Origin of the sequence: Paractinoplanes pyxinae (genome assembly GCF_026626335.1) — a bacterium.
In the GTDB taxonomy this organism is placed as follows: Bacteria; Actinomycetota; Actinomycetes; order Mycobacteriales; family Micromonosporaceae; genus Actinoplanes; species Actinoplanes pyxinae.
Genome location: NZ_JAPNTZ010000003.1, coordinates 194,601 through 215,831 on the forward strand (window position 1 = coordinate 194,601; position 21,231 = coordinate 215,831).

At 71.0% G+C, this 21,231-nt stretch carries 17 protein-coding genes and 1 riboswitch; of the genes, 15 read left to right on the forward strand and 2 right to left on the reverse strand.

The features are described 5' to 3' along the window. Window positions 1-29: 29 nt before the first annotated feature. The 3 genes from OWR29_RS08965 to OWR29_RS08975 all read left to right on the forward strand — a co-directional run bounded on the left by OWR29_RS08965 (window position 30) and on the right by OWR29_RS08975 (window position 4,485). Complete coding sequence (locus OWR29_RS08965; protein ID WP_267562100.1) at window positions 30-467, forward strand: hypothetical protein; 438 nt, start codon at window positions 30-32, stop codon at window positions 465-467. Window positions 468-642: 175 nt separating this feature from the next. After that, complete coding sequence (locus tag OWR29_RS08970; protein WP_267562101.1) at window positions 643-3,477, forward strand: UvrD-helicase domain-containing protein; 2,835 nt, start codon at window positions 643-645, stop codon at window positions 3,475-3,477. 336 nt (window positions 3,478-3,813) lie between these two features. Next, the gene (locus tag OWR29_RS08975; RefSeq protein ID WP_267562593.1) at window positions 3,814-4,485 is read left to right on the forward strand and encodes an SDR family NAD(P)-dependent oxidoreductase; all 672 of its coding nucleotides are present in this window, start codon (window positions 3,814-3,816) and stop codon (window positions 4,483-4,485) included. Between the two features lie 56 nt (window positions 4,486-4,541). Here OWR29_RS08975 and OWR29_RS08980 read toward each other — a convergent pair whose 3' ends face one another. Next, window positions 4,542-6,644, reverse strand: a complete 2,103-nt coding sequence (locus tag OWR29_RS08980; RefSeq protein WP_267562102.1) for a cellulose binding domain-containing protein — start codon at window positions 6,642-6,644, stop codon at window positions 4,542-4,544. A 109-nt stretch (window positions 6,645-6,753) separates the two neighbouring features. Here OWR29_RS08980 and OWR29_RS08985 point away from each other — a divergent pair, with 109 nt between their 5' ends. From OWR29_RS08985 to glgX, 7 genes are all read left to right on the forward strand, one after another. Beyond that, entirely contained in the window at window positions 6,754-8,340 is a 1,587-nt protein-coding gene (locus OWR29_RS08985; RefSeq protein WP_267562103.1) for an MFS transporter, read from the forward strand. A 46-nt stretch (window positions 8,341-8,386) separates the two neighbouring features. Further along, entirely contained in the window at window positions 8,387-9,148 is a 762-nt protein-coding gene (locus OWR29_RS08990; protein ID WP_267562104.1) for an STAS domain-containing protein, read from the forward strand. 88 nt (window positions 9,149-9,236) lie between these two features. Further along, entirely contained in the window at window positions 9,237-9,599 is a 363-nt protein-coding gene (locus OWR29_RS08995) for an STAS domain-containing protein (protein ID WP_267562105.1), read from the forward strand. A gap of 19 nt (window positions 9,600-9,618) precedes the next feature. Continuing rightward, entirely contained in the window at window positions 9,619-11,049 is a 1,431-nt protein-coding gene (locus tag OWR29_RS09000) for an Nramp family divalent metal transporter (RefSeq protein WP_267562107.1), read from the forward strand. Window positions 11,050-11,083: 34 nt separating this feature from the next. Beyond that, window positions 11,084-12,133, forward strand: coding sequence for an SDR family oxidoreductase (locus OWR29_RS09005; protein WP_267562108.1), 1,050 nt, complete (start codon window positions 11,084-11,086; stop codon window positions 12,131-12,133). A gap of 10 nt (window positions 12,134-12,143) precedes the next feature. Then, window positions 12,144-13,037: a DUF6910 family protein gene (locus tag OWR29_RS09010; RefSeq protein ID WP_267562109.1), complete on the forward strand. Its 894-nt coding sequence runs from the start codon at window positions 12,144-12,146 to the stop codon at window positions 13,035-13,037. 81 nt (window positions 13,038-13,118) lie between these two features. Continuing rightward, on the forward strand, window positions 13,119-15,224 hold the full coding sequence (glgX, locus tag OWR29_RS09015) for a glycogen debranching protein GlgX (protein WP_267562110.1): 2,106 nt from the start codon (window positions 13,119-13,121) through the stop codon (window positions 15,222-15,224). Here the strand turns inward: glgX and OWR29_RS09020 are convergent. Continuing rightward, window positions 15,221-17,110, reverse strand: a complete 1,890-nt coding sequence (locus tag OWR29_RS09020) for an MFS transporter (RefSeq protein ID WP_267562111.1) — start codon at window positions 17,108-17,110, stop codon at window positions 15,221-15,223. The genes glgX and OWR29_RS09020 overlap by 4 nt on opposite strands. Window positions 17,111-17,290: 180 nt before the next feature. Here OWR29_RS09020 and OWR29_RS09025 point away from each other — a divergent pair, with 180 nt between their 5' ends. The 5 genes from OWR29_RS09025 to OWR29_RS09045 all read left to right on the forward strand — a co-directional run bounded on the left by OWR29_RS09025 (window position 17,291) and on the right by OWR29_RS09045 (window position 20,995). Further along, window positions 17,291-17,722, forward strand: coding sequence for a universal stress protein (locus tag OWR29_RS09025; protein ID WP_267562112.1), 432 nt, complete (start codon window positions 17,291-17,293; stop codon window positions 17,720-17,722). Window positions 17,723-17,770: 48 nt separating this feature from the next. Continuing rightward, a complete protein-coding gene (locus OWR29_RS09030; RefSeq protein WP_267562113.1) occupies window positions 17,771-18,997 on the forward strand; it encodes a PP2C family protein-serine/threonine phosphatase in 1,227 nt (408 codons plus the stop codon). Next, window positions 18,994-19,338 (forward strand): STAS domain-containing protein, encoded by a 345-nt coding sequence (locus tag OWR29_RS09035; protein WP_267562115.1) that lies wholly within the window; start codon window positions 18,994-18,996, stop codon window positions 19,336-19,338. Before OWR29_RS09030 ends, OWR29_RS09035 begins: the two co-directional genes overlap by 4 nt. Before the next feature lie 116 nt (window positions 19,339-19,454). Continuing rightward, window positions 19,455-19,600, forward strand: a riboswitch (cyclic di-AMP (ydaO/yuaA leader). A gap of 2 nt (window positions 19,601-19,602) precedes the next feature. Beyond that, window positions 19,603-20,151, forward strand: coding sequence for a LysM peptidoglycan-binding domain-containing protein (locus tag OWR29_RS09040; protein ID WP_267562116.1), 549 nt, complete (start codon window positions 19,603-19,605; stop codon window positions 20,149-20,151). A gap of 55 nt (window positions 20,152-20,206) precedes the next feature. Further along, entirely contained in the window at window positions 20,207-20,995 is a 789-nt protein-coding gene (locus OWR29_RS09045) for a patatin-like phospholipase family protein (RefSeq protein WP_267562117.1), read from the forward strand. The last annotated feature ends 236 nt before the right edge of the window (window positions 20,996-21,231 follow it).

The following is a 21,231-nucleotide window of genomic DNA, read 5'->3' on the forward strand; positions in this document are numbered from 1 at the left end:
CCGATCACCATCGACGGGGAGGAATCGCCATGGGCGCATCCGGTTGGCAGTACTACGTTCCCTACCAGCCCGACCTGCAGGCGGCACTGACCGAGCTGCGGAACCACACCTTCGCCACGGGCGACTACTGGTGGGCGGTGCCCTACGAGTTCGACAAGTCGGCCGCCGACTTCCCGAACCGCCCCACCACCGAGCGGGAGCTGTGGTCCGACGAGGCCGTGCAAGAGTCGGGCACCCACTCCATCCTCGACGTCCGGAAGATCGCCACGACGCCCTCCTTCGGCGTGGTCGTGCCGGTCACCCCGGCCGAGGCCCTGGCCGCCGCCGGCACCACGACGCCGACGCGCGAGCACGTCGAAAAGCTAGACGCCCTGGCCGACGAGCGCTGGGTCGGCCGCTGCGCGGTACTGCACGACGCCGCCGGCCATCCCACCGAGCTCTACTTCTGGGGCGCCAGCGGCGACTGACCGCCGCTGGACACGCAACCGCCACGCCGTCGCCGGCCGCCCCCACGGCCGGCGCCTTTCTGTCGTACCCCTCTGCTTTGCTGGCGACACGGTCAGTTGTTCGCGTGCGAACGGGCCATGGTTGATTCGACGGCCGTCACGGATCGTGGTGGGGCGCGAGTGAGGGGAGTGCCTGGTGGAGTCGGTGGCGGAGGTCCTGGCGGCCGAGCAGAAGTACTTCGACCACGTCTCCGACCATCGTGAGCGCATGCGGCGCCGGCTGCTCGAGGCTCCTACGGCCGCGGCCAACGCGGGGGCGGCAGCACGGCTGCGCAAGGACGTCGAGGCTCGGCTGGAACGCCTCGGCGGGCCCGACGAGGCCGTTGCGGTCGGGCGGATGGACGACGAGGACGGCGACGTCCTGTACGTCGGCCACCACACGATCACCGACGACGACTCCGAGGTGCTGGTCGTCAACTGGCAGGCGCCGGCCGCCGCGCGGTACTACACGGCCACCCACGCCGACACGGCCGGGCTGGCGCTCAAGCGGACGTTCGAGTGCCGCGGCAACCTCATCGAGTCGTACAGCGATGTGGTCTTCCGCCAGCTGGCGGCGGCCGTCGCCGAGCTCGAGGCGCCCGACGACGCCCTGCTCGACGACCTCAACCGCGACCGCACCGGCCAGATGCAGGACATCGTCCGCACCATCCAGGCCGCCCAGTTCGACCTCATCCGGGCGCCGCTCGAGCAGCTGCTGGTCGTCCAGGGCGGCCCGGGCACGGGCAAGACGGCGGTCGCGCTGCACCGCGTGTCGTGGCTGCTCTTCAACTACCGCGACACGCTCTCCGCGGCCGACGTGCTGATCGTCGGCCCGACGCCGACATTTACCCGCTACACCCGCACGGTGCTGCCCAGCCTGGGCGACATCAGCGTCGTCCAGCGCGACATCGGCCAGTTCCACCCGCCGGTGCGGCGTGGCCGCACCGAAGACCCCGAAGTCGTACGGCTCAAAGGTGACGGCCGGCTGGCCGGGCTGCTGCGGCGTGCGCTGTACGACCGGGTCGGCGTCCCGGCCGGGCAGCCCGCCGTCGAGGCCCATCTCGACGGCCGTCCCGTCGTGTTCACGGCCGACGAGATCAACCAGATCGTGGCGCGCAGCCGGCAGACCCCCGGCTCGTTCACCCAGCAGCGGCAGATCTTCCGCAGCCTGATGGTCAACGTCGGCATGGACCGGGCGCGCGAGCGCCGATTGGGCGTGCGGACGCCGCTCGACCAGCTGATCGAGCGGATCTGGCCGTCGTTCACGGCCGCCGCGTTCCTGCGCGAGCTGTTCGGCTCGCGCGACCGGCTGATCGCCGCGGCCGGCGAGGCATTCACCGCCCGCGAGGTCGCGCTGCTGCACCGCCGTGCCGGCGAACGGATCACCGAAGAGATCTGGAGCGAGGCCGACCTGCCGCTGCTCGACTTCCTCGAGGGGCTGCTGCACGGCATCGACGAGCGGTACGCGCACATCGTGGTCGACGAGGCGCAAGACCTGTCGCCCATGCAGCTGCGGTCGGTCGCGGCCCGGTCGTCGTCGGGCTCGATGACCGTGGTGGGTGACATCGCCCAGTCCACCGGCCTGTGGGCGCGCGACGAGTGGGACGACATCCTCGAGCACCTGCCCTCCCAGCTGCCGCAGGTCACGGCCGAGCTGCGCTACGGCTACCGCGTGCCCCGGCAGGTCTTCGAGCTGGCCGAGCGGCTGCTGCCGGTGGCCGCGCCCGGCATCACCGCGCCCCAGGTGGTCCGCGACGGTCCCGCCGACCCGGTGTTCCGCCTGGTCGACGACGACGGCCGGGCGGCCGTCGCGGTCGAGGCGGCGATGGCCCACGCGTCCCACGGCCGGTCGGTCGCCATCATCTGCCCGGCCGTGCACCGCTGGGCGATCGAGTCCGAGCTGGCCGTGCGCGACGTGGCGTGGCGGGCGGCCTCCCGCAGCGAGCTCGGCCAGGGCGTCAATCTGGTCAGCCCGCACGAGGCCAAGGGCCTCGAGTTCGACGCCACCGTGGTGGTCGAGCCGAAAGACATCATCGCCGAGGACGAGCGTGGCCACCGGCTTCTGTACGTGGCTCTGACCCGCACGACGCGCTATCTGCACGTCGTCGGGGTCCTGCCGCCGTTCGGCGCCACCGAGCCGCTGTCCCTCACCGGCGGCGAGCCGTCCACGGGCTCCACTCCCGACCCGGTCGGCCTCGACGATCCGGACCGCGCGGCGTTCACCTGGGAATCGGACGCCGCGTCGCCGGTGACATCGCGCGACTTCGAACCGGCCGAGGCGGTGGGCGAGTTCCGCCCGTCCGGCGGGGTGGCCGAGTTTCAGCCGGTCGGCGCAGGCGGCGACTTCGAGCATGCCCCGCCGGTGAGTGATCTCGAGCAGGATCGGCTGGTCGTCGGCTCCGAGCGGGCCCGGCCGGCGAGCGACGTCGACCGCTTCGGGCTGATGGTCGGCTACGAGCGGATGCGGCCGGCGGACAACCACGAGCAGTCCCGGCCGGCGGACACTCGCGAGCAATCCTGGCCGGCGGACGCTCACGAGCAATCCTGGCCGGCGGACGCTCACGAGCGGTCCGAGCCGGTAGACACTCACGAGCACGCCCGGCCAGCGGTCGGCGGCGAGCCGGTGCGGCCGGTCAGCGACTTCGAGCCGCCGCGGCAGATCGGTGACTTCGAGGTGACCCGGACGATCACTGTGGTCCCGGCTGTCGGCACGGCCACGGTCCCTTCGCCGCGCGTCGAAGTTGCTGAGCCCGCGCCGATGGCGGTAGCGGTTCCCGGGGTGGTGTCGGACCCTCCTACGGTGAAGGCGGCCGCGCCGGCTGCGGCTCGTGCGGGAAGCCTGACGGCTCAGATCATCGAGCTGGTGGCGGTGGAACTCGCCGGTCAGGTTCGCGAGAACGTGCAACCGGCCCAGTGGCAGGCGGTGCTCGACCGGGTGGGCGAACTTCTCGCGTCCCCGTCCGAGGCCGGCGCCGACCGGCACCAAGGCTGAGCCGTCGCGGCAGGCGTCGTCACTGGTCGTTGCCTGGTCACTGCGTGGTGGCGCCGGTGAGCGGCGGGCGTCGTCACCGTTTGTTGGCTGCTCGCCGCACGGTGACGCCGGTGAGCAGTAGGCCGATCAAGCGGGAGGCGACGGTGCGTTCGCGTTCCTCGGCGACGATCAAGGTGATGCCGCCGAGCGAGAGCAACAGGTCGTAGGCGTCGCCTCCGGGCGCTGGCCGGCGCCGGGGCCGAAGTGATCCTCGCCGTCCGCGACGAGGCGGCCGGGGCGCCGGGTTGCCGAAGAAACACGGCGTGAGGTGGCGTCGCTCGGCTCGATCTGGCCGACCTGTCGTCCGTGCGCCGGTTCGCTCATGCGTGGACCGATCCGCTGCACATCCTGGTCAACAACGCCGGTGTCATGGCCACCCCCAAGACCCGTACGCCGGAAGGTCGGGAATTGCAGTTCGCCACCAACCACCTGGGTCACTTCGCGTTGTCCCTGGGCCTGCACGAGGCGTTGACCGCGGCCGCCGGCGCCCGCGTGGTCTCGGTCAGCTCGGTCGGTCATGTCAACGGCGAGGTGCTCTTCGACGACCTCGACTTCCGGCGGCACCCGTACGAGCCATGGGCGGCCTGCAGCCAGTCGAAGACCGCGAACATCCTCTTCGCCGTCGAGGCGGCCAAGCGCTGGGCGCCCGACCGCATCGCGGTGAACGCGCTCAACCCGGGCCGGATCGCCGAGACGAGCCTCGGCCGGCACATGACCGCTCCGCCGCAGTCGTTCGACCCGGCCGGCGCCACCGGCGTGTCGGTCAAGAACATCGAGCAGGGCGCGGCCACCTCGGTCCTGCTGGCGGCGTCCCCGCTGGTCGAGGGCGTGACCGGACGCTACTTCGGGGACTGCCAGGAAGCCGGGCCCTACACGCCGGGTGTGCGCCGCGGCGTGGCCGCCTACGCCTTGGACCCGTCGAAGGCCGCCCGTCTGTGGCAGGTGTCGCTGGACATGATCGGCGAATAGCGAGCGCGACCCCGGTGTGGACGTCACCGGGGCCGCGCTCCGACATGGAACAGGTTCTAGACGGTCGTACAGACGGTGCCGTTGAGGGTGAAGACCTGGGGCAGGGCGTTGGGACCGCTGTAGGCGCCGACGAAACCGGTGGATGCGGTGGCTCCCGCGGCCAAGGCGGCGTCGCTCGTGACCCGGACTGTGCGGCCGGTCTGTTCCCAGGTGGCGCTCCAGCCGCTGCTCACGCTCTGCCACGTCGTGGGCCAGGTGAACGTGAGCGTCCAGCCGTTGACCGGGGCGGCCGCGTTGTTGGTGATGTCGAGCGAACCGACGAAGCCGTTGCCCCAGTCGTTGGTGTCGCGCAGCTTCACCGTGCAGGCCGAGGTGGCCGGCGTGCCTGTCTTGAACGTCAGCGGCGGCGACGCGGCCGACAGGCGTCCGGCGTTGTCGCGGGCCAGCACATTGACCGTGTAGCGGCGGCCCGGCTCCAGGTTGCGCACGGTCAGCGACGTGCCGGTGGTCTCGCCGAGCAGGTCGCTGACGCCGCCGTTCTGCCGGTACACCTCGTACTTGAGCCCGGACCCGCTCGACGGCCACGAGATCGTCGCGGTGCGGTCGGTCACCGTCGCGGCCGGCTGGGCCGGCGCCTTCGGCGTCGCCGCGTCGGTGCGGGCCGGGTGCAGCGTGACCAGCGTTATCGAGTACGGGTCAAGAGTCTGCGAAGTGGCGGTGCCGGCGGTTCCCGTGGTCACGTCGTCGTCGCCGTTGGCGAAGGTGGACACCGCCGGGGCCCCCGCGGCCGGCGTGAAGCCGTGGTAGTTCAGCTTCACCGTGTGCGCCGCGTCCGGGTCCTTGTTGATCAGCAGGACGGCCACGTCGCCGTTGGCCCGGCGTACCGCGTGCGAGGCGACCAGCGCGTCGTCGGTGCCGGTGCCGACGAACCGGTCACCCGTCCGCGCGAAGTCGCCCATGAGCGACAAAGCGTGGTACGGCGCGAACGGCGTGTTCAGCGGTGGCTGACAGACGGAATTGTCGGCGTTGCAATTTCCGCTCGAGAGCAGCCCGAAATCGTCGTAGTCGGTCTCGCCCTGCACGGTGGTGATGTCGCCGATGCCGTTGTGGACATTCCACCAGTGCACGGTGAATACGCCCTGAGCGAGCAGGCCGCTGTAGGCGTCGGCCAGGAAAAGCGCGCCGGGCTGCGTGTTGCGCCCGATGTCGACATTGGTCTCGGTCATGCTGATGCCGATTTTCCCGGCCGCCTGACCGCCGTACGTGTCAATTTGTTGCCTCAGAAGATGGGCCGCCTCTTGGATGTGCCCGGTCTTGGTGAGGGTTTCGGCCGGAGTGCTGCCGCCGGGATACCAGTGCACGTCGGCGAAGTCGATGACCGAGCCGGCCCGGGTCAGCACCTCTTGGTTCCAGCTGCTTTCGTCGCCCGCGCCGACAATTCCGTCCGGCCAATTGCCGGGCATGGTGAGCACCGCGCCGATTTTGATGCTCGGGTCGACGGCCTTCATTGCCTGCGCGTACGCGATGACGGTGGCGGCGTATTCTTTCGGGCTCTTGTCGGCGTGTTCGTCGGCCTCCCACGCCGAGCCGTAGTGCCCATTTCCGTAGTTCTCGTTGCCGATCGTCCAGTACTTGGCGTCGTACCCCTTGGTGATGTTGGCGTAGCGGACCCAGTCGGCCGCCTCCTGGGCGGTGCCGGTGCCGTAGTTCGCGATGATCATCGGCTGGGCGCCGGTCCGCTTCGCGCCGGCCATGAAGGTGTCGAAATCGGTGTCCGGCGCGACGTAGCCGCCGGGCGCGGTGTGGTCGCGCCAGTGGTAGATGTCGGCGTACGAGCCGCCCGGGTAGCGCAGCATCTGCACGCCCGCGTCCTTGAGCAGACCGGAGACGGCCGGTGTGCCAAGTTGCGAGTCCCAGATGGCGTGGTTGACGCCGAGCGCGACGTCGCCGACGGCGGCCAGTCCGGCCCGCACGTCGACGTCGACCCTGGTCTCGGCGGGTGCGGCGGCCTGCGCGGCGGGCGGGGCGGCGACAGCGGTGACACCGGCGAGCAGCAGCGCGCCGGCCAGCAGCCTGTGGATAACTCGGGGCGGTGGCTTGACGAGCGGGTAGCTTGGGCCCGCCCCCTGGTCGGGCGGGGAAGGGGTAGTTGTCGGCATGGGAATCTCCACGGAGGACGTCGGGCTGGGAGCGCTCCCATAGTCCGGCCATCCAACGACGAATGTCAATTGCTCTTTAAGCCCGCCGTCCCGGGGTAGTCCCACCCGCGTGACCGCCCCGACCGCCCCCGCGCCGTCCGCGTGGGCGCCGCTGCGCATCGCCGCCTACCGCAACCTCTGGCTGGCCCTGCTGGCCAGCAACATCGGCACCTGGATGCAGACGGTCGGCGCGCAGTGGCTGCTGGTCGAGCAGTCCGGCTCGGACACCCTGGTCGCGATCGTCCAGACCGCCAGCACCCTGCCGATCGTCCTGCTCGCCCTGCCGTCGGGTGCGCTCGCCGACACCCTCGACCGCCGCCGGCTGCTCATCGCCGTGCAGAGCTTCCTGGTCGCGGTCGGTGTGCTGCTGTCCGTGCTGACCCTCACCGGGCACATGCCGCCGGCGCTGCTGCTCACCCTCACCTTCGCGCTCGGCGCGGGCCAGGCCCTGACCGCCCCGGCCTGGCAGGCCCTGATCCCCGATCTGGTGCCGCGCCCGCAGCTGGCCAACGCCTCCGCGCTCGGCGCGATCAGCATGAACCTGGCCCGCGCGGTCGGCCCGGCGGTGGCCGGCGTGCTCATCGCCCGCACCGGGGCCGGCGTGGTGTTCGCGCTCAACGCCCTGACGTTCGCCCTGTTCACCTTTGTGTTGTGGCGATGGCGGCCGCCGGTGCTGACCACGAGCGCCGTGCCCGAGCGGTTCGCCGCGGCGGTGCGGGCGGGTGGCCGGTACGTGCGGCATTCGCCGGTGGTGCGGCGCATCCTGCTGCGGGCGACCCTGTTCCTCGTGCCGGGCAGCGCGTTGTGGGCGCTGCTGCCGCTGGTGGCGGGCCGCCGGCTGGGTCTCGGTTCCGGCGGGTACGGCGTCCTTCTGGCCGCCGTGGGCGTGGGCGCGGTGATCGGCGCGCTGTTGCTGCCCCGGCTGCGCGCCCGATGGTCGGTGACCAAGCTGCTGCTGGTGGCGGGCGTCCTGTTCGCGCTGGTGCTCGCCGTCCTGGGGCTGGTCCGCTCGGAGGCCGCCGTCGTCGTGGCGCTGCTGCCGGCCGGTGTCGCCTGGGTCATGGTGCTGTCCAGCGTGAACGCGGCCATGCAGCTGTTCCTGCCCAACTGGGTGCGGGCGCGCGGGCTCGCCGTCTATCAGATGGTGTTCGCCGGGGCCCAGGCCGCGGGCGCGCTGGCCTGGGGTGCTCTGTCCGACGCGGTCGGGCTGGTGACCGCGCACGTGGCGGCGGCCGCGCTGATGGCGGCCGGGGTGGTCACGCTCCGCTGGTGGCCGATGCTGAACACGGCCGGGATGAACCGCGAGCCGGCCTCGTACTGGCCCGAGCCGCACCTCGAGCTCGACCCCGACGACCACGACGGGCCGGTGCTGGTCACCGTCACGTATCCCGTCCGGCCCGAGAACGAGCAGGAGTTCGTGGCCGCGATGCGAGCCGTCCGCCGCAGCCGGCTGCGCACCGGCGCGGTGCAGTGGGGCCTGTTCCGCAACGGCGAGGAGCCGGGCTGCTTCGTCGAGGCCTACCTGGTGCCGACCTGGGACGAGCACGAACGTCAGCACACGGGCCGGCTCACCGGCGCCGACCGGGAGGCCGAGGAGCGGGCCCAGCGCCTGGCCGACGGCCCGCCGCGGGCGACCCACCTGCTTTCCGCCGAATGAGCGAGCGTCGTGGCCAAGGATGCATCGTCCGCCGCACAATGGGTGGGTGCCGCAGTTACGCAGCGACGTCGACCAGGTGGGAACGAGCCTGGTGGTCCGCCTCGACGGTGAACTCTGCGGCCTGACCGTGCCCCGGGTCCGCGCGATCCTGCTCAAGTGCCTGGTCGATCAGCCTGACTCGCTGGTGGTCGACCTGGCCGGGCTGACCGTGCGGGATCCGTACACGCTGTCGGTCTTTCAAGTGGTGGCCCGCCAGGCCGCGATGTGGCCCGGCACGCCGATCGCGCTGAGCGTCCCGCAGCCCGAGATCCGGCAGTTGCTCGCCGACTACGGCCGCCCGGTCGTCTTCGCCGGCCTCGACGAGGCGCTCGCGGTGAAGCCCCGGCAGGGCCTGCCCTCGCTGAGTGAAAGCCTCCTGCCCGTCCGCGGCGCTCCGGCTCGCGCGCGTTCGCTGGCCGACGAGGCGTGCGACCGGTGGGAGCTGTCCCGTCTGTCCCCGGCGGCCCGGCTGGTCACCGGCGAGCTGGCCACGAACGCCATGGTTCACGCGCAGACGATGTTCGACGTGCGCCTGACCCTGGGCCGGCGCTACCTGCTCGTCGCGGTCCGGGACGGGTCGACCGCGACGCCGCACGTGGACTTCGGCGAGCGAGGCGATCAGGCCACGGGTCGCGGGCTGCTGCTGGTCGACGCCGTGGCCGAGCGGTGGGGCAGCATCCCGGCCGACGGCGGCAAGGTCGTCTGGGCCGGTTTGGCGTTGCGGGAGCGGGAACCCGTACCGGGGGAGGAAAGAAAGGCCCTGAATTAGTCGATCGGGTGATGAAGCCGCGCTTTTCGGCGCGCTTGACGCAGAATCGAGGCGGGCGAGCCGGAAGGCTGCGGGCGAGGGGACGGGAATGAACGGGGCGTTCGGCACGCGCAAGCACGACGAGGGTCAGGGGGTCGTGCGCATCGCCGTCCACGGCGAGATCGACGAGGACGTGGGCGCGGCCCTGACCATGATCATCCGGAACGCGGCCGAACAGGGCGGCCTGAACACCTTGGTGGTCGACCTAGAGCGCTGCTCCTTTCTGGCCGCGGCCGGTGTCCGCAGCCTGATCGAGGGCCGCCGGGCCGCCTGGGAGTGCGGCTGCGCCTACCGGGTGATCAACGCCAACGGGATCGTCGAGCAGGTGCTGGAGGCGGCCGGCGTACCGGAATTGAAGTCGCTCCATGCTGTGACCCTTGACACATCGAGGTGGCTCCGAGAAGGGTTGTAGACCCGATCGAGGAGCTTCCGTGGCGACTTCCGACGATGTGAGTGATGGTGCGCGGGCCTTTCCCACCCGCTATCTGCCCAGTCCCCAGATCCGAGACCTGCCCGAGGAGCCGAGCGGCTACTGGCGGCTGATCGGCCCCGGCATCATCGCCGCCGGGGTCGGGTTGGCCTCGGGCGAGTTCGTCCTCTTCCCGTACATCGCCTCGCAGGTGGGGCTGGTGTTCGTGTGGGCCGCGCTGGTCGGCCTGATCACGCAGTACTTCATCAACATGGAGATCGAGCGGTACACGCTGGCCACCGGCGAGACCGCGCTGACCGGGTTCAGCCGCTACTGGCGGCACTGGGGGCTCGTGTTCGCGATCCTCACCTACTTCGCCAACCTGTGGCCGGGGTGGGCGACCAGTTCGGCCACGCTCACGACGTACATCTTCGGCGGCAACCGCACGGTGATCGCCGTCGGCATGCTGATCGCCATCGGGCTGATCCTCACGCTGGCGCCGGTGGTCTACGTCGCGCTCGAACGGGCGCAGATGCTCAAGGTCGCGGCCGTGCTCGGGTTCTTCGTGATCGCGGCCATCTTCGCGGTCGGCGCCTCCGCCTGGAGCGACCTGCCGCAGGTGGTGACCCAGCCGCGACTGCCGATCGACGAGCTCGGCTTCGCGCTGCTGCTGGGCGCGCTCGCGTTCGCCGGGGCCGGCGGCGGGCAGAATTTGGTGCAGTCGAACTGGATCCGCGACAAGGGCTACGGCATGGGAACGTACGTGCCTCGCCTGGTCAGCCCGGTGACGGGGCAGCCCGAGGCGGAACCGAGCACGGGGTACGCCTTCGAGCCGACCGCCGACAACCTGCGGCGCTGGCGTGGCTGGTGGAAGTTCGCCAACCTCGAGCAGCTGGCCACGTTCGTGCTGATCACCTTCATCACGATCCTGTTCACCTCGCTGCTGGCCTACTCCACCGTCTACGGCCGCGACGGGCTCGAGAACAGCATCGGCTTCCTCGAGGTCGAGGGGCAGGTGCTGGCCGACCGGGTGGGCTCGTGGTTCCAGTACCTGTTCTGGATCATCGGCGCCTTCTCGCTGTTCGCGGCCGCGCTCGGCATCGTCGATTACACGAGCCGGCTGGCGGCGGACGTCATCAAGACCTCGTACGCCCGTGAGGCCAACGAGAGCAAGGTGTACGCGCTGCTGGTGTGGGGGCTCGTGCTGATCGGCATCGTCGTGCTGGTGGCCGGCTTCAGCCAGCCGATCGTCCTGCTGGTGATCTCGGCCGTGGTCGGCGGCTTCATGATGTTCATCTACTCCGGCCTGCTGATCCTCATCAACCGGCGCATCCTGCCGGCGCCGATCCGGGTCCGCGGCGTCCGGCTGGCCGCGCTCGTGTGGGCGTTCCTGTTGTTCGGCGTGCTGTCCGTCCTCACCTTCGCCGACCGCATCGGCGAAATCTTCGACTAGTTAGAACGGCTCGGCGGCGGGTACGGGCCACGACATGCCCAAACCCGTCGCCGAACAGGTCGTCGTCATCACCGGAGCCTCGAGCGGCATCGGCCGGGCCACGGCCCTGGCCTTCGCGGCGGCCGGGGCCAAGGTCGTCTGCGCCGCCCGGTCGGCCGAGGCGCTGGACACGCTGGTCGAGCAGATCCGCGCCGGCGGCGGCCTGGCCGTGGCCGCGCCCACCGACGTGGCCGACCCGGTGCGGGTGCGGGCGCTGGCCCATCTGGCCGAGCAGACGTACGGCCGCATCGACACCTGGGTCAACAACGCCGCCGTCGGCGTGTGGGGCCGGGTCGAGGACGTCACCGACGAGGAGTTCGACCGGGTGCTGCGGGTCAACTTCCTGGGCCAGGTGCACGGCGTGCACGCCGCCCTGCCCGCGCTCCGGCGGGCCGGCGGGGGCGCGATCATCGGCGTCGTGTCGGTCGAGGGCGTCCGCGCCGTCCCGCTGCAGGGGCCGTACACGGCCAGCAAGTTCGCGCTGCGCGCCTTCTACGACACCTTGCGGATGGAACTGGCTCAGGAGGGCTCGCCGATCGGGGTCACCTCGATCCTGCCCGCGTCCATCGCCACCCCGTTCTTCGAGCACGCCCGCAACAAGCTCGGCGGCGCCATGGCCAAGCCGCCCCCGCCGGTCTACGCGCCCGAGGTCGTCGCACGCAGCATCGTCCACGCGGCGGCTCACCCGGGGCGCGAGATCCTGGTCGGCGGGGCCGCCGCGGCCTTCACCCTGGCCCAGCGGCTGTCCCCGGCGCTGACCGACGCGGTGCTGTCGATCCGCCGATTGGGCGAGGGCTCGCAGCGCACCGGCCGCCCGGACAACGGCGTCGACAACCTCGACGCCCCGCTCGACGGCCCGGGCCGGATCTGGGGCGCCTTCCCGGGCCGGGTGCTGCGGCACAGCGCCTTCACGAGCCTGATCGGCCACCTCCCGCGCCCGGCCGAGCTCCTGACCACGGCCGTGCGCCGGCTCCAAGCCGCACCGGCGCCGGGCAGTCGTGTTTCCGGCACCCGGGACACCGCGGCCCGGGGCGGTCGTGCCTGACAATGCCGGTATGCGGGTGCGCGTGGAGCGGGTGTCTTCGCTGATCTTCGACGACGGGTCGCCGGTGCGGGCGGCGTCGGCCGTCGCGCCCTTCGGGGGCGGGTGGCTGGTCGTGCAGGACGACGCGACGCACGCGGCCTGGGTGCGCGGGGACTCGGTCACGCCGGTGCGGGTCGTCGCTCCGGTCGACGGGCTCGAGGTGTTCAGCTCGGTTGCGGGCACCAAGCACCTCAAGCCCGACTTCGAGGCGGCCTGCCCGCTGCCCACGGGTGGCGTGCTGCTGCTCGGCTCAGGTTCGACGGCCGCCCGGACGCGGGTCGCGCTGGTCACCCCGGACGAAACGGTGGTGGCCGACCTGCCGGCGCTCTACTCGGCGGTGGCGGGCCGGCTCGGGATCCACGCGGACCAGCTCAACCTGGAGGGCGCCTGCCTGGCCGGCGACCGGTTGCGCTGGTTCCAGCGCGGCAACTCGGCGGCCGGGGTGCCCAGCGCGTCGGTCGACGTGGATCTCGCCGCCCTGCTGCGGGTGACGGCGGGCGGGCCGGCCGAGCCGATCGGCATTTCCGGCGTACGCCGATACGACCTCGGCCTCGCCCGGGGTGTCGCCCTGGCCGTCACCGACGCCGTGACCCTGCCGGACGGGCGGGTGCTGATCAGCGCGGCCGCCGAGGACACCCCGAACGCGGTCGACGACGGGCCGGTCGTGGGCGCGGCGCTCGCCCTGCTCGACGACGAGACGGTGGTGGCGGTGGCCGAACTGCCCGCGACCGACGGGGTGGCGCCCAAGGTCGAGGGGCTGGCGGTGCGCGAGGCGAGCCCGGACGGAGTGCGGCTGCTGGCCGTCGTCGATGTCGACGATCCGCTCGTACCGTCGCAGGCGCTGGAGATCACCCTGCAGTGGTAAGGGACTCACGTCTGATCCGGCCGGAAGTGGGTAACCGCCTGACTTCGTGGAAGATCACTGAGAGAGACGAGTAGCCGCACCATGAAGATCTGGCCTGGTTCGCCGTATCCGCTGGGCGCCTCCTACGACGGTGGCGGCACGAACTTCGCCCTGTTCTCGGAGGTCGCCGAGCGCGTCGAGCTGTGCCTGTTCGACGACGACGGCACCGAGACGCGCATCGACCTGCCCGAGCGCGAGGCGATGGTGTGGCACGGCTATCTGCCGCGGATCGTCCCGGGGCAGCGTTACGGCTACCGTGTGCACGGCCCGTACGACCCGGCCAACGGGTTGCGGTGCAACCCGAACAAGCTGCTGCTCGACCCGTACGCGAAAGCAATCGAAGGTCACAACGACTGGAACGAGGCGCTGTTCTCGTACCGGTTCGACGACCCCGGCGCCTTCAACGACGACGACTCGGCCCCTTACGCGATGAAGTCGGTCGTGGTGAACCCGTTCTTCGACTGGGCCAACGACACCCCGCTGCGCATCCCGTTCCACCAGACGGTGATCTACGAGGCGCACGTCAAGGGCATGACCGAGCGGCACCCCAAGATCCCCGAGGACGTCCGGGGCACGTACTCGGGCCTGGCCCACCCGGCGATGATCAAGCACTTCAAGGATCTGGGCGTCACCGCCGTCGAGCTGATGCCGGTGCACCAGTTCGTGCACGACAGCAACCTGGTCGAGCGCGGCCTGCGCAACTACTGGGGCTACAACACCATCGGCTTCTTCGCCCCGCACAACGACTACGCCTCGTTCGGCGGCCGCGGCGGCCAGGTGCAGGAGTTCAAGTCGATGGTCAAGGCCCTGCACGCGGCGGGCATCGAGGTCATCCTGGACGTGGTCTACAACCACACCGCCGAGGGCAACCACCTCGGGCCCACGCTGTCGTTCAAGGGCATCGACAACCCGGCCTACTACCGGCTCGTCGGAGAGGACAAGCAGTACTACTACGACACGACCGGCACCGGGAACAGCCTGAACGTCCGGCACCACGAGTCGCTGCGGCTGATCATGGACTCGCTGCGCTACTGGGTGACCGAGATGCACGTCGACGGCTTCCGGTTCGACCTGGCGGCCTCCCTGGCCCGCGACTTCCACGAGGTCAACCGGCTGGCCGCGTTCTTCGACCTGGTCAACCAGGACCCGATCGTCTCGCAGGTCAAGCTCATCGCCGAGCCGTGGGACGTGGGCGACGGCGGCTACCAGGTCGGCGGCTTCCCGCCGTTGTGGACCGAGTGGAACGGCAAGTACCGCGACAGCGTCCGGGACTTCTGGCGCGGCGAGCCGGCCTCGCTGGGCGAGTTCGCCTCGCGGTTCGCGGGCAGTTCCGACCTGTACGAGATCGACGGGCGGCGGCCCATCGCGTCGATCAACTTCGTCACCGCGCACGACGGCTTCACGCTGAACGACCTGGTGTCGTACAACGAGAAGCACAACGAGGCCAACGGCGAGGACAACCGGGACGGCGAGAGCCACAACCGCTCGTGGAACAGCGGGGCCGAGGGCCCGACCGACGACTCCGAGATCGTGCAGCTGCGGGAGCGGCAGAAGCGCAACTTCCTGGCCACTTTGCTGCTGTCGCAGGGCGTGCCGATGATCGCGCACGGCGACGAGCTGGGCCGCACCCAGGGCGGCAACAACAACGTCTACGCCCAGGACAGCGAGATCAGCTGGATCGACTGGGCCGACGCCCGCAACCACGACGTGACGACCGTCTTCACCCGGCAGCTGACCCGGCTGCGGGCCGAGCACCCGATCTTCCGCCGCCGCCGCTTCTTCACCGGCGCCCCGGCGGGCGACTCGAAGCTGCCCGACATCGCCTGGCTGCGGCTGGACGGCACGCCCATGCGCGACGAGGACTGGTCGCCCGAGGCCTCCCGTACGGTGGCGGTGTTTCTCAACGGCCACGGCATCCCGGAGTCGGACGCGCTGGGCGAGGCCATCGTGGACGACTCGTTCCTGACGCTGTTCAACCCGTCGCACGAGGACGTCGAGTTCACCCTGCCCGAGCCCGCCTTCGGACAGGCCTGGGAGATCACCGTCGACACGGCCGACCCGCTGCTGGCCAACGCGGGCACGGTCAAGGCGCAGGAGGGCGTCCGGGTTCCCGCCCACGCCATGCTCGTGCTCCGCTGCCAGTACTAAGTGGTCGGTTCGGACCGGCTGGGTTTGTCGTCCGCACTGAACAGGCGCTCCTCGTCGAGCGCCGAGGTCTGCACCACCAGCACGTCGCAGACCGCGTTGCGGACGACCCCGGCCGGCACCGAGCCCAGCAGCTGCCCCTGGCTGGCGCCGAGGCCGCGGTTGCCGACCACGATCAGGTTGGCCGGGTTGTTGCCGACGGTGTCGAGCAGGGCCTGGGCCGGGTCGCCGCGGACCAGCAGCTGCTCGATGTAGCGGGCCCGTTCGCGGGTCAGCCCGGTGACCGACTGGCTCAGCGCCTGACGGGCCGCGGCGGCGCCGTACAGGTCGCGGTGCACGCCCTCGGCGGCGCCGGTGGCCGGTGAGTCGTCGTCGTCCCGGTACGCCGTGACGACGACCAGACGGGCCTGGGCGGCCTGCGCGACCTCGGCCGCTCGGTCCACGGCGTACAGGGAAGTGGCCGTGCCGTCGGAACCGACCACGACCCGGTCGTAGACGGTGATGCTGCGCCGGCCGCCGAGCGGGACGATCGGGGACTCGTCGGCCTCGGCCGGCGGGTTGACCCACAGCATCGCCACGGCGCCGATGCCGAGCAGGACGCCGGCCAGGGTGATCGCGTTGCTGCCCTTGCCGCCCAGCCAGTGCTCGTAGATCCAGCCGAAGGTGACCGTCTGCACGAGCATCGGCACCACGATCATCATGTTCAGGATGCCCATGTAGACGCCGGTGCGCTTGGCCGGCACCATGCTGGCCACCATCAGGTACGGGATGCCGACCGCGCTGGCCCAGAAGATGCCGACGCCGATCATCGGCACCAGCGCCGTGTACTGGTTGTCGATGCGGGCCAGCCAGACCAGCGACAACGCGGCCAGGCCGAGCGCGATGGCGTGCACCCGCTTGGCCCCGATCCGCTGGGCGAAGCCGACCAGGAACAGCGCCGACACCATGGTCACGAAGTTGTAGGCGGCGTTCTGCAGGCCGCTCCAGCCGATGGCGTCGTCCCAGGCCGGGCCGCCCTGCTCGGGGTTGGCGCCGAACACCGTCTCGCCCAGGCTGACCGCCAGGAACTGCCAGTAGATGAACATGGCGTACCACTGGAAGGCGAAGACCACGCCGATCTTGTGCATGGCCACCGGCATCGACCGGACGGCGTCGGCGATCTCGCGGACGGCCGGGCCGAGGCCCTTGGGCGCCGCCTGCATCTCGGCCAGTTCCTCGTCCGTGGGCTTGATTTCCTTCGTACGGGCCATGGCCGTGAGCACCGTGAGCAGGATGCACACCGTGCCGATCATGAAGCAGACGAACATCCAGTACGGGACGCCGTTGCCCGCCTCCTCCTGCAGCGCCGACACCTTCTGCAGCGCGAACAGCGACACGTTGGCCAGCACCGCGCCGGCGCCGGTGAACATGCTCTGGGTCAGGAAGCCCCGCGCGAGCTGGGATTTCGGCAGCCGGTCGGAGATGAAGGCCCGGTACGGCTCCATCGAGGTGTTGTTGCCCGCGTCGAGCAGCCAGAAGCAGATCACGCCGAGCCAGAGCACCCCGACGAAGGGGAACAGGAACAGGATCACCGCGCACAGCAGCGCGCCCGCGACGATGAACGGCCGCCGGCGTCCGAAGCGGGGATGCCAGGTGCGGTCGCTGATCGCCCCGATCAGCGGCTGGATGAGCAGACCGGTGACGGGCCCGGCCAGGTTCAGGATCGGCAGCTGCTCGGGATCGGCCCCGATCAGCAGGAACAGCGGGTTCACCGCGGACTGGGTGAGGCCGAAGCTGAACTGGACCCCGAAGAAGCCGAGGTTCATCAGCAGCAGGGCTCGGCCCGTCATCAGCGGTTTGTGTTCGGCCCCGGGTTCCGTGGTGACGGTGTCCGACGTCGTGGTGGTCATGGCCGCGACCTCCCGTTCCTCACTGGAGGTGATCTAGATCACACACTCCGTCACCGACGCTAAACCGATCCGGAGCACCCCGCAACCAGAGATGTCGATAAGCGCATCTGTCTGCGGTTTGGTCGGCCGGCATTGCTCAGGCGAGGTCGCGCGTCCTGTAATCAGCGACGGAGGTGTGTGATGAGCGGATGGACGACGATCGTGGTCGGCGTCGACGGATCGCCCGGCAGTCGCAAGGCCCTGACCTGGGCGGCCGCCGAGGCCGCGGATCACGGCGCCGACCTGCTCGTGCTCAACGTCTGGGAGCACACGCTGCTCCCGCCGGCCGGCAGCGTCAGCGTGTCCGAGCACATGGTGCCCGAGCCGAGCCAGACCACGACCGAGGAGCTGCTCCAGCTGATCAAGGAGGAGCTGGGCGAGAGCCCGCCGGTGCCGGTCAAGGCGCACGTGCGGCAGGGGCGGCCGGCCAAGGTGCTGATCGACGAGTCGCAGGGGGCCGATCTGCTGGTGGTCGGCCATCGCGGGCACGGGGGCTTCGCCGGGCTGGTGCTCGGGTCGGTCAGCCAGCACGTGGCCGCGTACGCGAAATGCCCCGTCACCGTCGTGCGCTGACCCCGGCCTGACCGGGAGCGGGGCGCTCGCGGGCATAGGGTGAGCGTCATGGATCGTGCGACCGACCTGCGCTGGTACGACGCGATGTGCGAGATATTGACCGGTGCTCACCTGTGGCGCCCCGAAGAGGTCGCTCCCGCCCTCGACGAGGTCGTGGCGCCGCTCGGGCTGCGCACCCGCATCTGGGTGGTCAACTACGAGCAGACGTCGCTGACCCCGCTGGCGCAGACCGGGCCGGTGCCCTCGGCGCTGCCGGTGAGCGGCACGCTGGCGGGCCGGGTGTTCACCCGCGTGCGTTCGGCCGCCGACGAGCCGAACCAGCGGCTGTGGGTCCCGATGGTGGACGGCACCGACCGGCTCGGCGTGATCGAGTTCACCGGCGCCTACCCGGACTCGCAAGAGAAGTGCGAGCTGATCGCCGGGCTCGTCGGGCACCTCATGGTCAGCACCCGCAACCGCGGCGACCAGCTGGAACGGGCCCGCCGGTCGCAGCCGATGTCGACCGCGGCCGAGCTGCTGTGGTCGGTGCTGCCGCCGCTGACGGCCAGCTTCGACCGGGCGGTGGTCAGCGCCGTCCTGCAGCCCTGCTACGACGTGGGCGGCGACGGCTTCGACTACGCCGTCGACGACGGGATGTTGCGGCTCGCCGTGCTGGACGCGGTCGGCCGGGGCCTCGAGGCCGGCCTGACCTGCGCGGTCGCGCTGGCCGCGATCCGGTCGGCCCGGCGCGCCGGTGGTGAGCTGGCCGACCAGGCGCGGGCGGTCGACCAGGCGCTGAGCGAGCAGTTCGGCGACAGCCGGTTCGTCACGGCCGTGCTGGCCGAGCTGCACCTCGACACGGGCCGGGTGCGCTACATCAACGCCGGGCACCCGGCGCCGATCGTGCTGCGCGACGGGCGGGCCGTGCGGGAGCTCAAGGGCGGGCGGCGGCTGCCGCTCGGCCTCGGCGTCCACGAGAAGTCCTTCGAGATCGCCGAGGAGGCGTTCGAGCCGGACGACCGGCTGCTGCTCTACACCGACGGGGTGACCGAGGCCCGTACGGCCCGGGGCGACCGGTTCGGCCTGGCCCGCATGACCGACCTGGTGGAACGGGGGGCCAAGTCCGGGCTGCCGGCTCCCGAGACGCTGCGGCGGCTGGCCCTGGCCGCCCTCGAGCACCAGGGTGGTCCGCCCGCCGACGACGCCACGCTGATGATGGTCGAGTGGTCCCGGGCCGCCTCGTTGAATACAGTGCCGTCGGCGGCACAACCGGACGGGGAGGAGGAAACGCCATGACCGGACAGCTGACGGTGACCGTAGGCAAGTCGGACGGCCGGGTCACCGTGCTGACCCTCAGCGGCGAGCTCGACCGTGACGAGACCCACCTGCTCGAGGAGGCGGGCGAGGCCGCGCTGGCCTCGGGGATCCAGCTGCTCGTGCTCGACCTGCGCTCGGTGACCTTCTGCGACTCCAGCGGGCTGCGCACGTTCGTCCACCTGCACCGGTTGGCCACGGCCCGGGGCGCCTGCCTGCGGCTGGCCGAGCTGCATCCGCCGGTCTCCACTGTCGTCGAAGTGGTCAATCTGGACCGCATGCTGTCCCTGCATCCGACGGTGGCCGACGCGCTCATTTTGTGAGAGCAGGTTCACTTTCGCCCTTCGTGAGTTGGCCGTACGGGTCCGGGCGTGGCTACCGTCGGCCCGGTCCACGCTCGTGGACGCCCCGGGCGGAACGCCGAGTCCTTGCCGCCGCCCCGAGGGAAACGAACCCAGGCATGGAGCGGGGGACCCACACGTTCCTCGGCGCGCTCACGCGTGCCTCGGGGTGAAGCCGCCACGCGCGGCCGGGCGCCTCAGCCCGAACCCGACAGCTCACCTCGCAGGCGTGGAGGTAGCTCTCTCATGGCATTTGCACAGAAGACCCGGGTCGTGCTCGGCCTGACCGCGGCCGGTGTCGCGGGCGCGGTGAGCCTGCTCGGCCCGGCCTCGCCGGCCCAGGCGGCAGTGAACTGGGACGCGATCGCCAAGTGCGAGTCCGGTGGCAACTGGAGCATCAACACCGGCAACGGGTACTACGGCGGCCTGCAGTTCAGCCGCAGCACGTGGAAGGCGTACGGCGGCACGAAGTACGCCTCGACGGCGAACAAGGCGACCAAGGCCGAGCAGATCAAGATCGCTGAGAAGGTGCTGAAGGGCCAGGGCATCGGCGCCTGGCCGACCTGCGGCAAGAAGGCCGGCGTGGCCAGGGCCGCGAAGCCGGCCGCGGCTTCGACCAAGAAGGCGGCGGTCAAGAGCACCGGCAAGCACTACGTCGTCCGCTCCGGCGACACGCTGGCCAAGATCGCGGCCAAGAAGCACGTCAAGGGCGGCTGGAAGGCTCTCTACCAGCTCAACAAGTCGATCCTGGACAGCCCGAACAAGATCTTCCCCGGTCAGCGCCTCGCGCTCTGATCCGTTTCGCGCCGGCCCGGCCGTCCGGCCGGGCCGGCGTGCTAACCATGAATGCGTGGACAGCGCTCTTGTACTCGGGGCCGGCGGCATCACCGGCATCGCCTGGCACCTCGGCGTCATCATCGGCCTGCGCGAGGGCGGCGTCGACCTGACCGGGGCCGGCCTGGTGGTCGGCACGTCGGCCGGCTCGGTCACCGGCACGCTGGTGGCGGCCGGCATCGACCCGGTCGAGGCCCGCGGCATCGAGGCCCGGCTGGGCGACACCGACCCGCCGTTCCGCCCCGACTGGGCGCGCGGCTCGCAGGCCTACGCCCTGCTGCACGACGAGGGCCGCGACCCGGCCGCGATCCGGTCCGGCGTGGGCGAGCTGGCCCTGGCGGCCGAGGTGGTGGCCGAGGAGCCGTACGTGGCCGCGCTGGCCCGCCGGCTGCCGGTGCGCGACTGGCCCGGCCGTCCACTGTTGATCACCGCCGTGAACGCCGCCACCGGCGACCCCGTGGTGTGGGACAGCTCCTCCGGCGTCCCCCTCGACCGCGCGGTGGCCGCCAGCTGCGCCGTGCCCTGCATCTTCCCGCCGGTGACGATCGGCGGCAGCCGCTTCATGGACGGCGGCGTGCGCTCCGGCACCAACGCCGACCTGGCCGCCGAGGCCGGCCGGGTGGTCATCCTGGCCCCGCTGGCGCCCGTGCGCCTCTACGGCGCCCCCTCGGCCGAGATCGACGGCCTGCGCCGCCGGGCCAAGGTCGCGCTGGTCGCCCCGGACGAGGTGACCATGGAGGTGCTGGGCCCGAACCCGATGGACTCGGCCCGCTGGGAGCCTGTGATCGAGGCCGGCGTGGCCTAGGGCCGCCGCCTGACGTCCGAAGTGGCCGCCGTCTGGCACAGCTGAGATCACCATTGATGTCGATCATTTGGTAATTGAGCGTGAATACCATTCCTGTCGGTCGCGCGATCGATTGTGTGTCACACTGTGCTGGCTGTGCGTGATGCTCGACAATAGTGATCCTTTTTAGACGGGGGTCGTGAGTTGGCGTGGAAACGATCGATCTCGACCAGCGTCCCGCCTGATAGGAGGCGTTC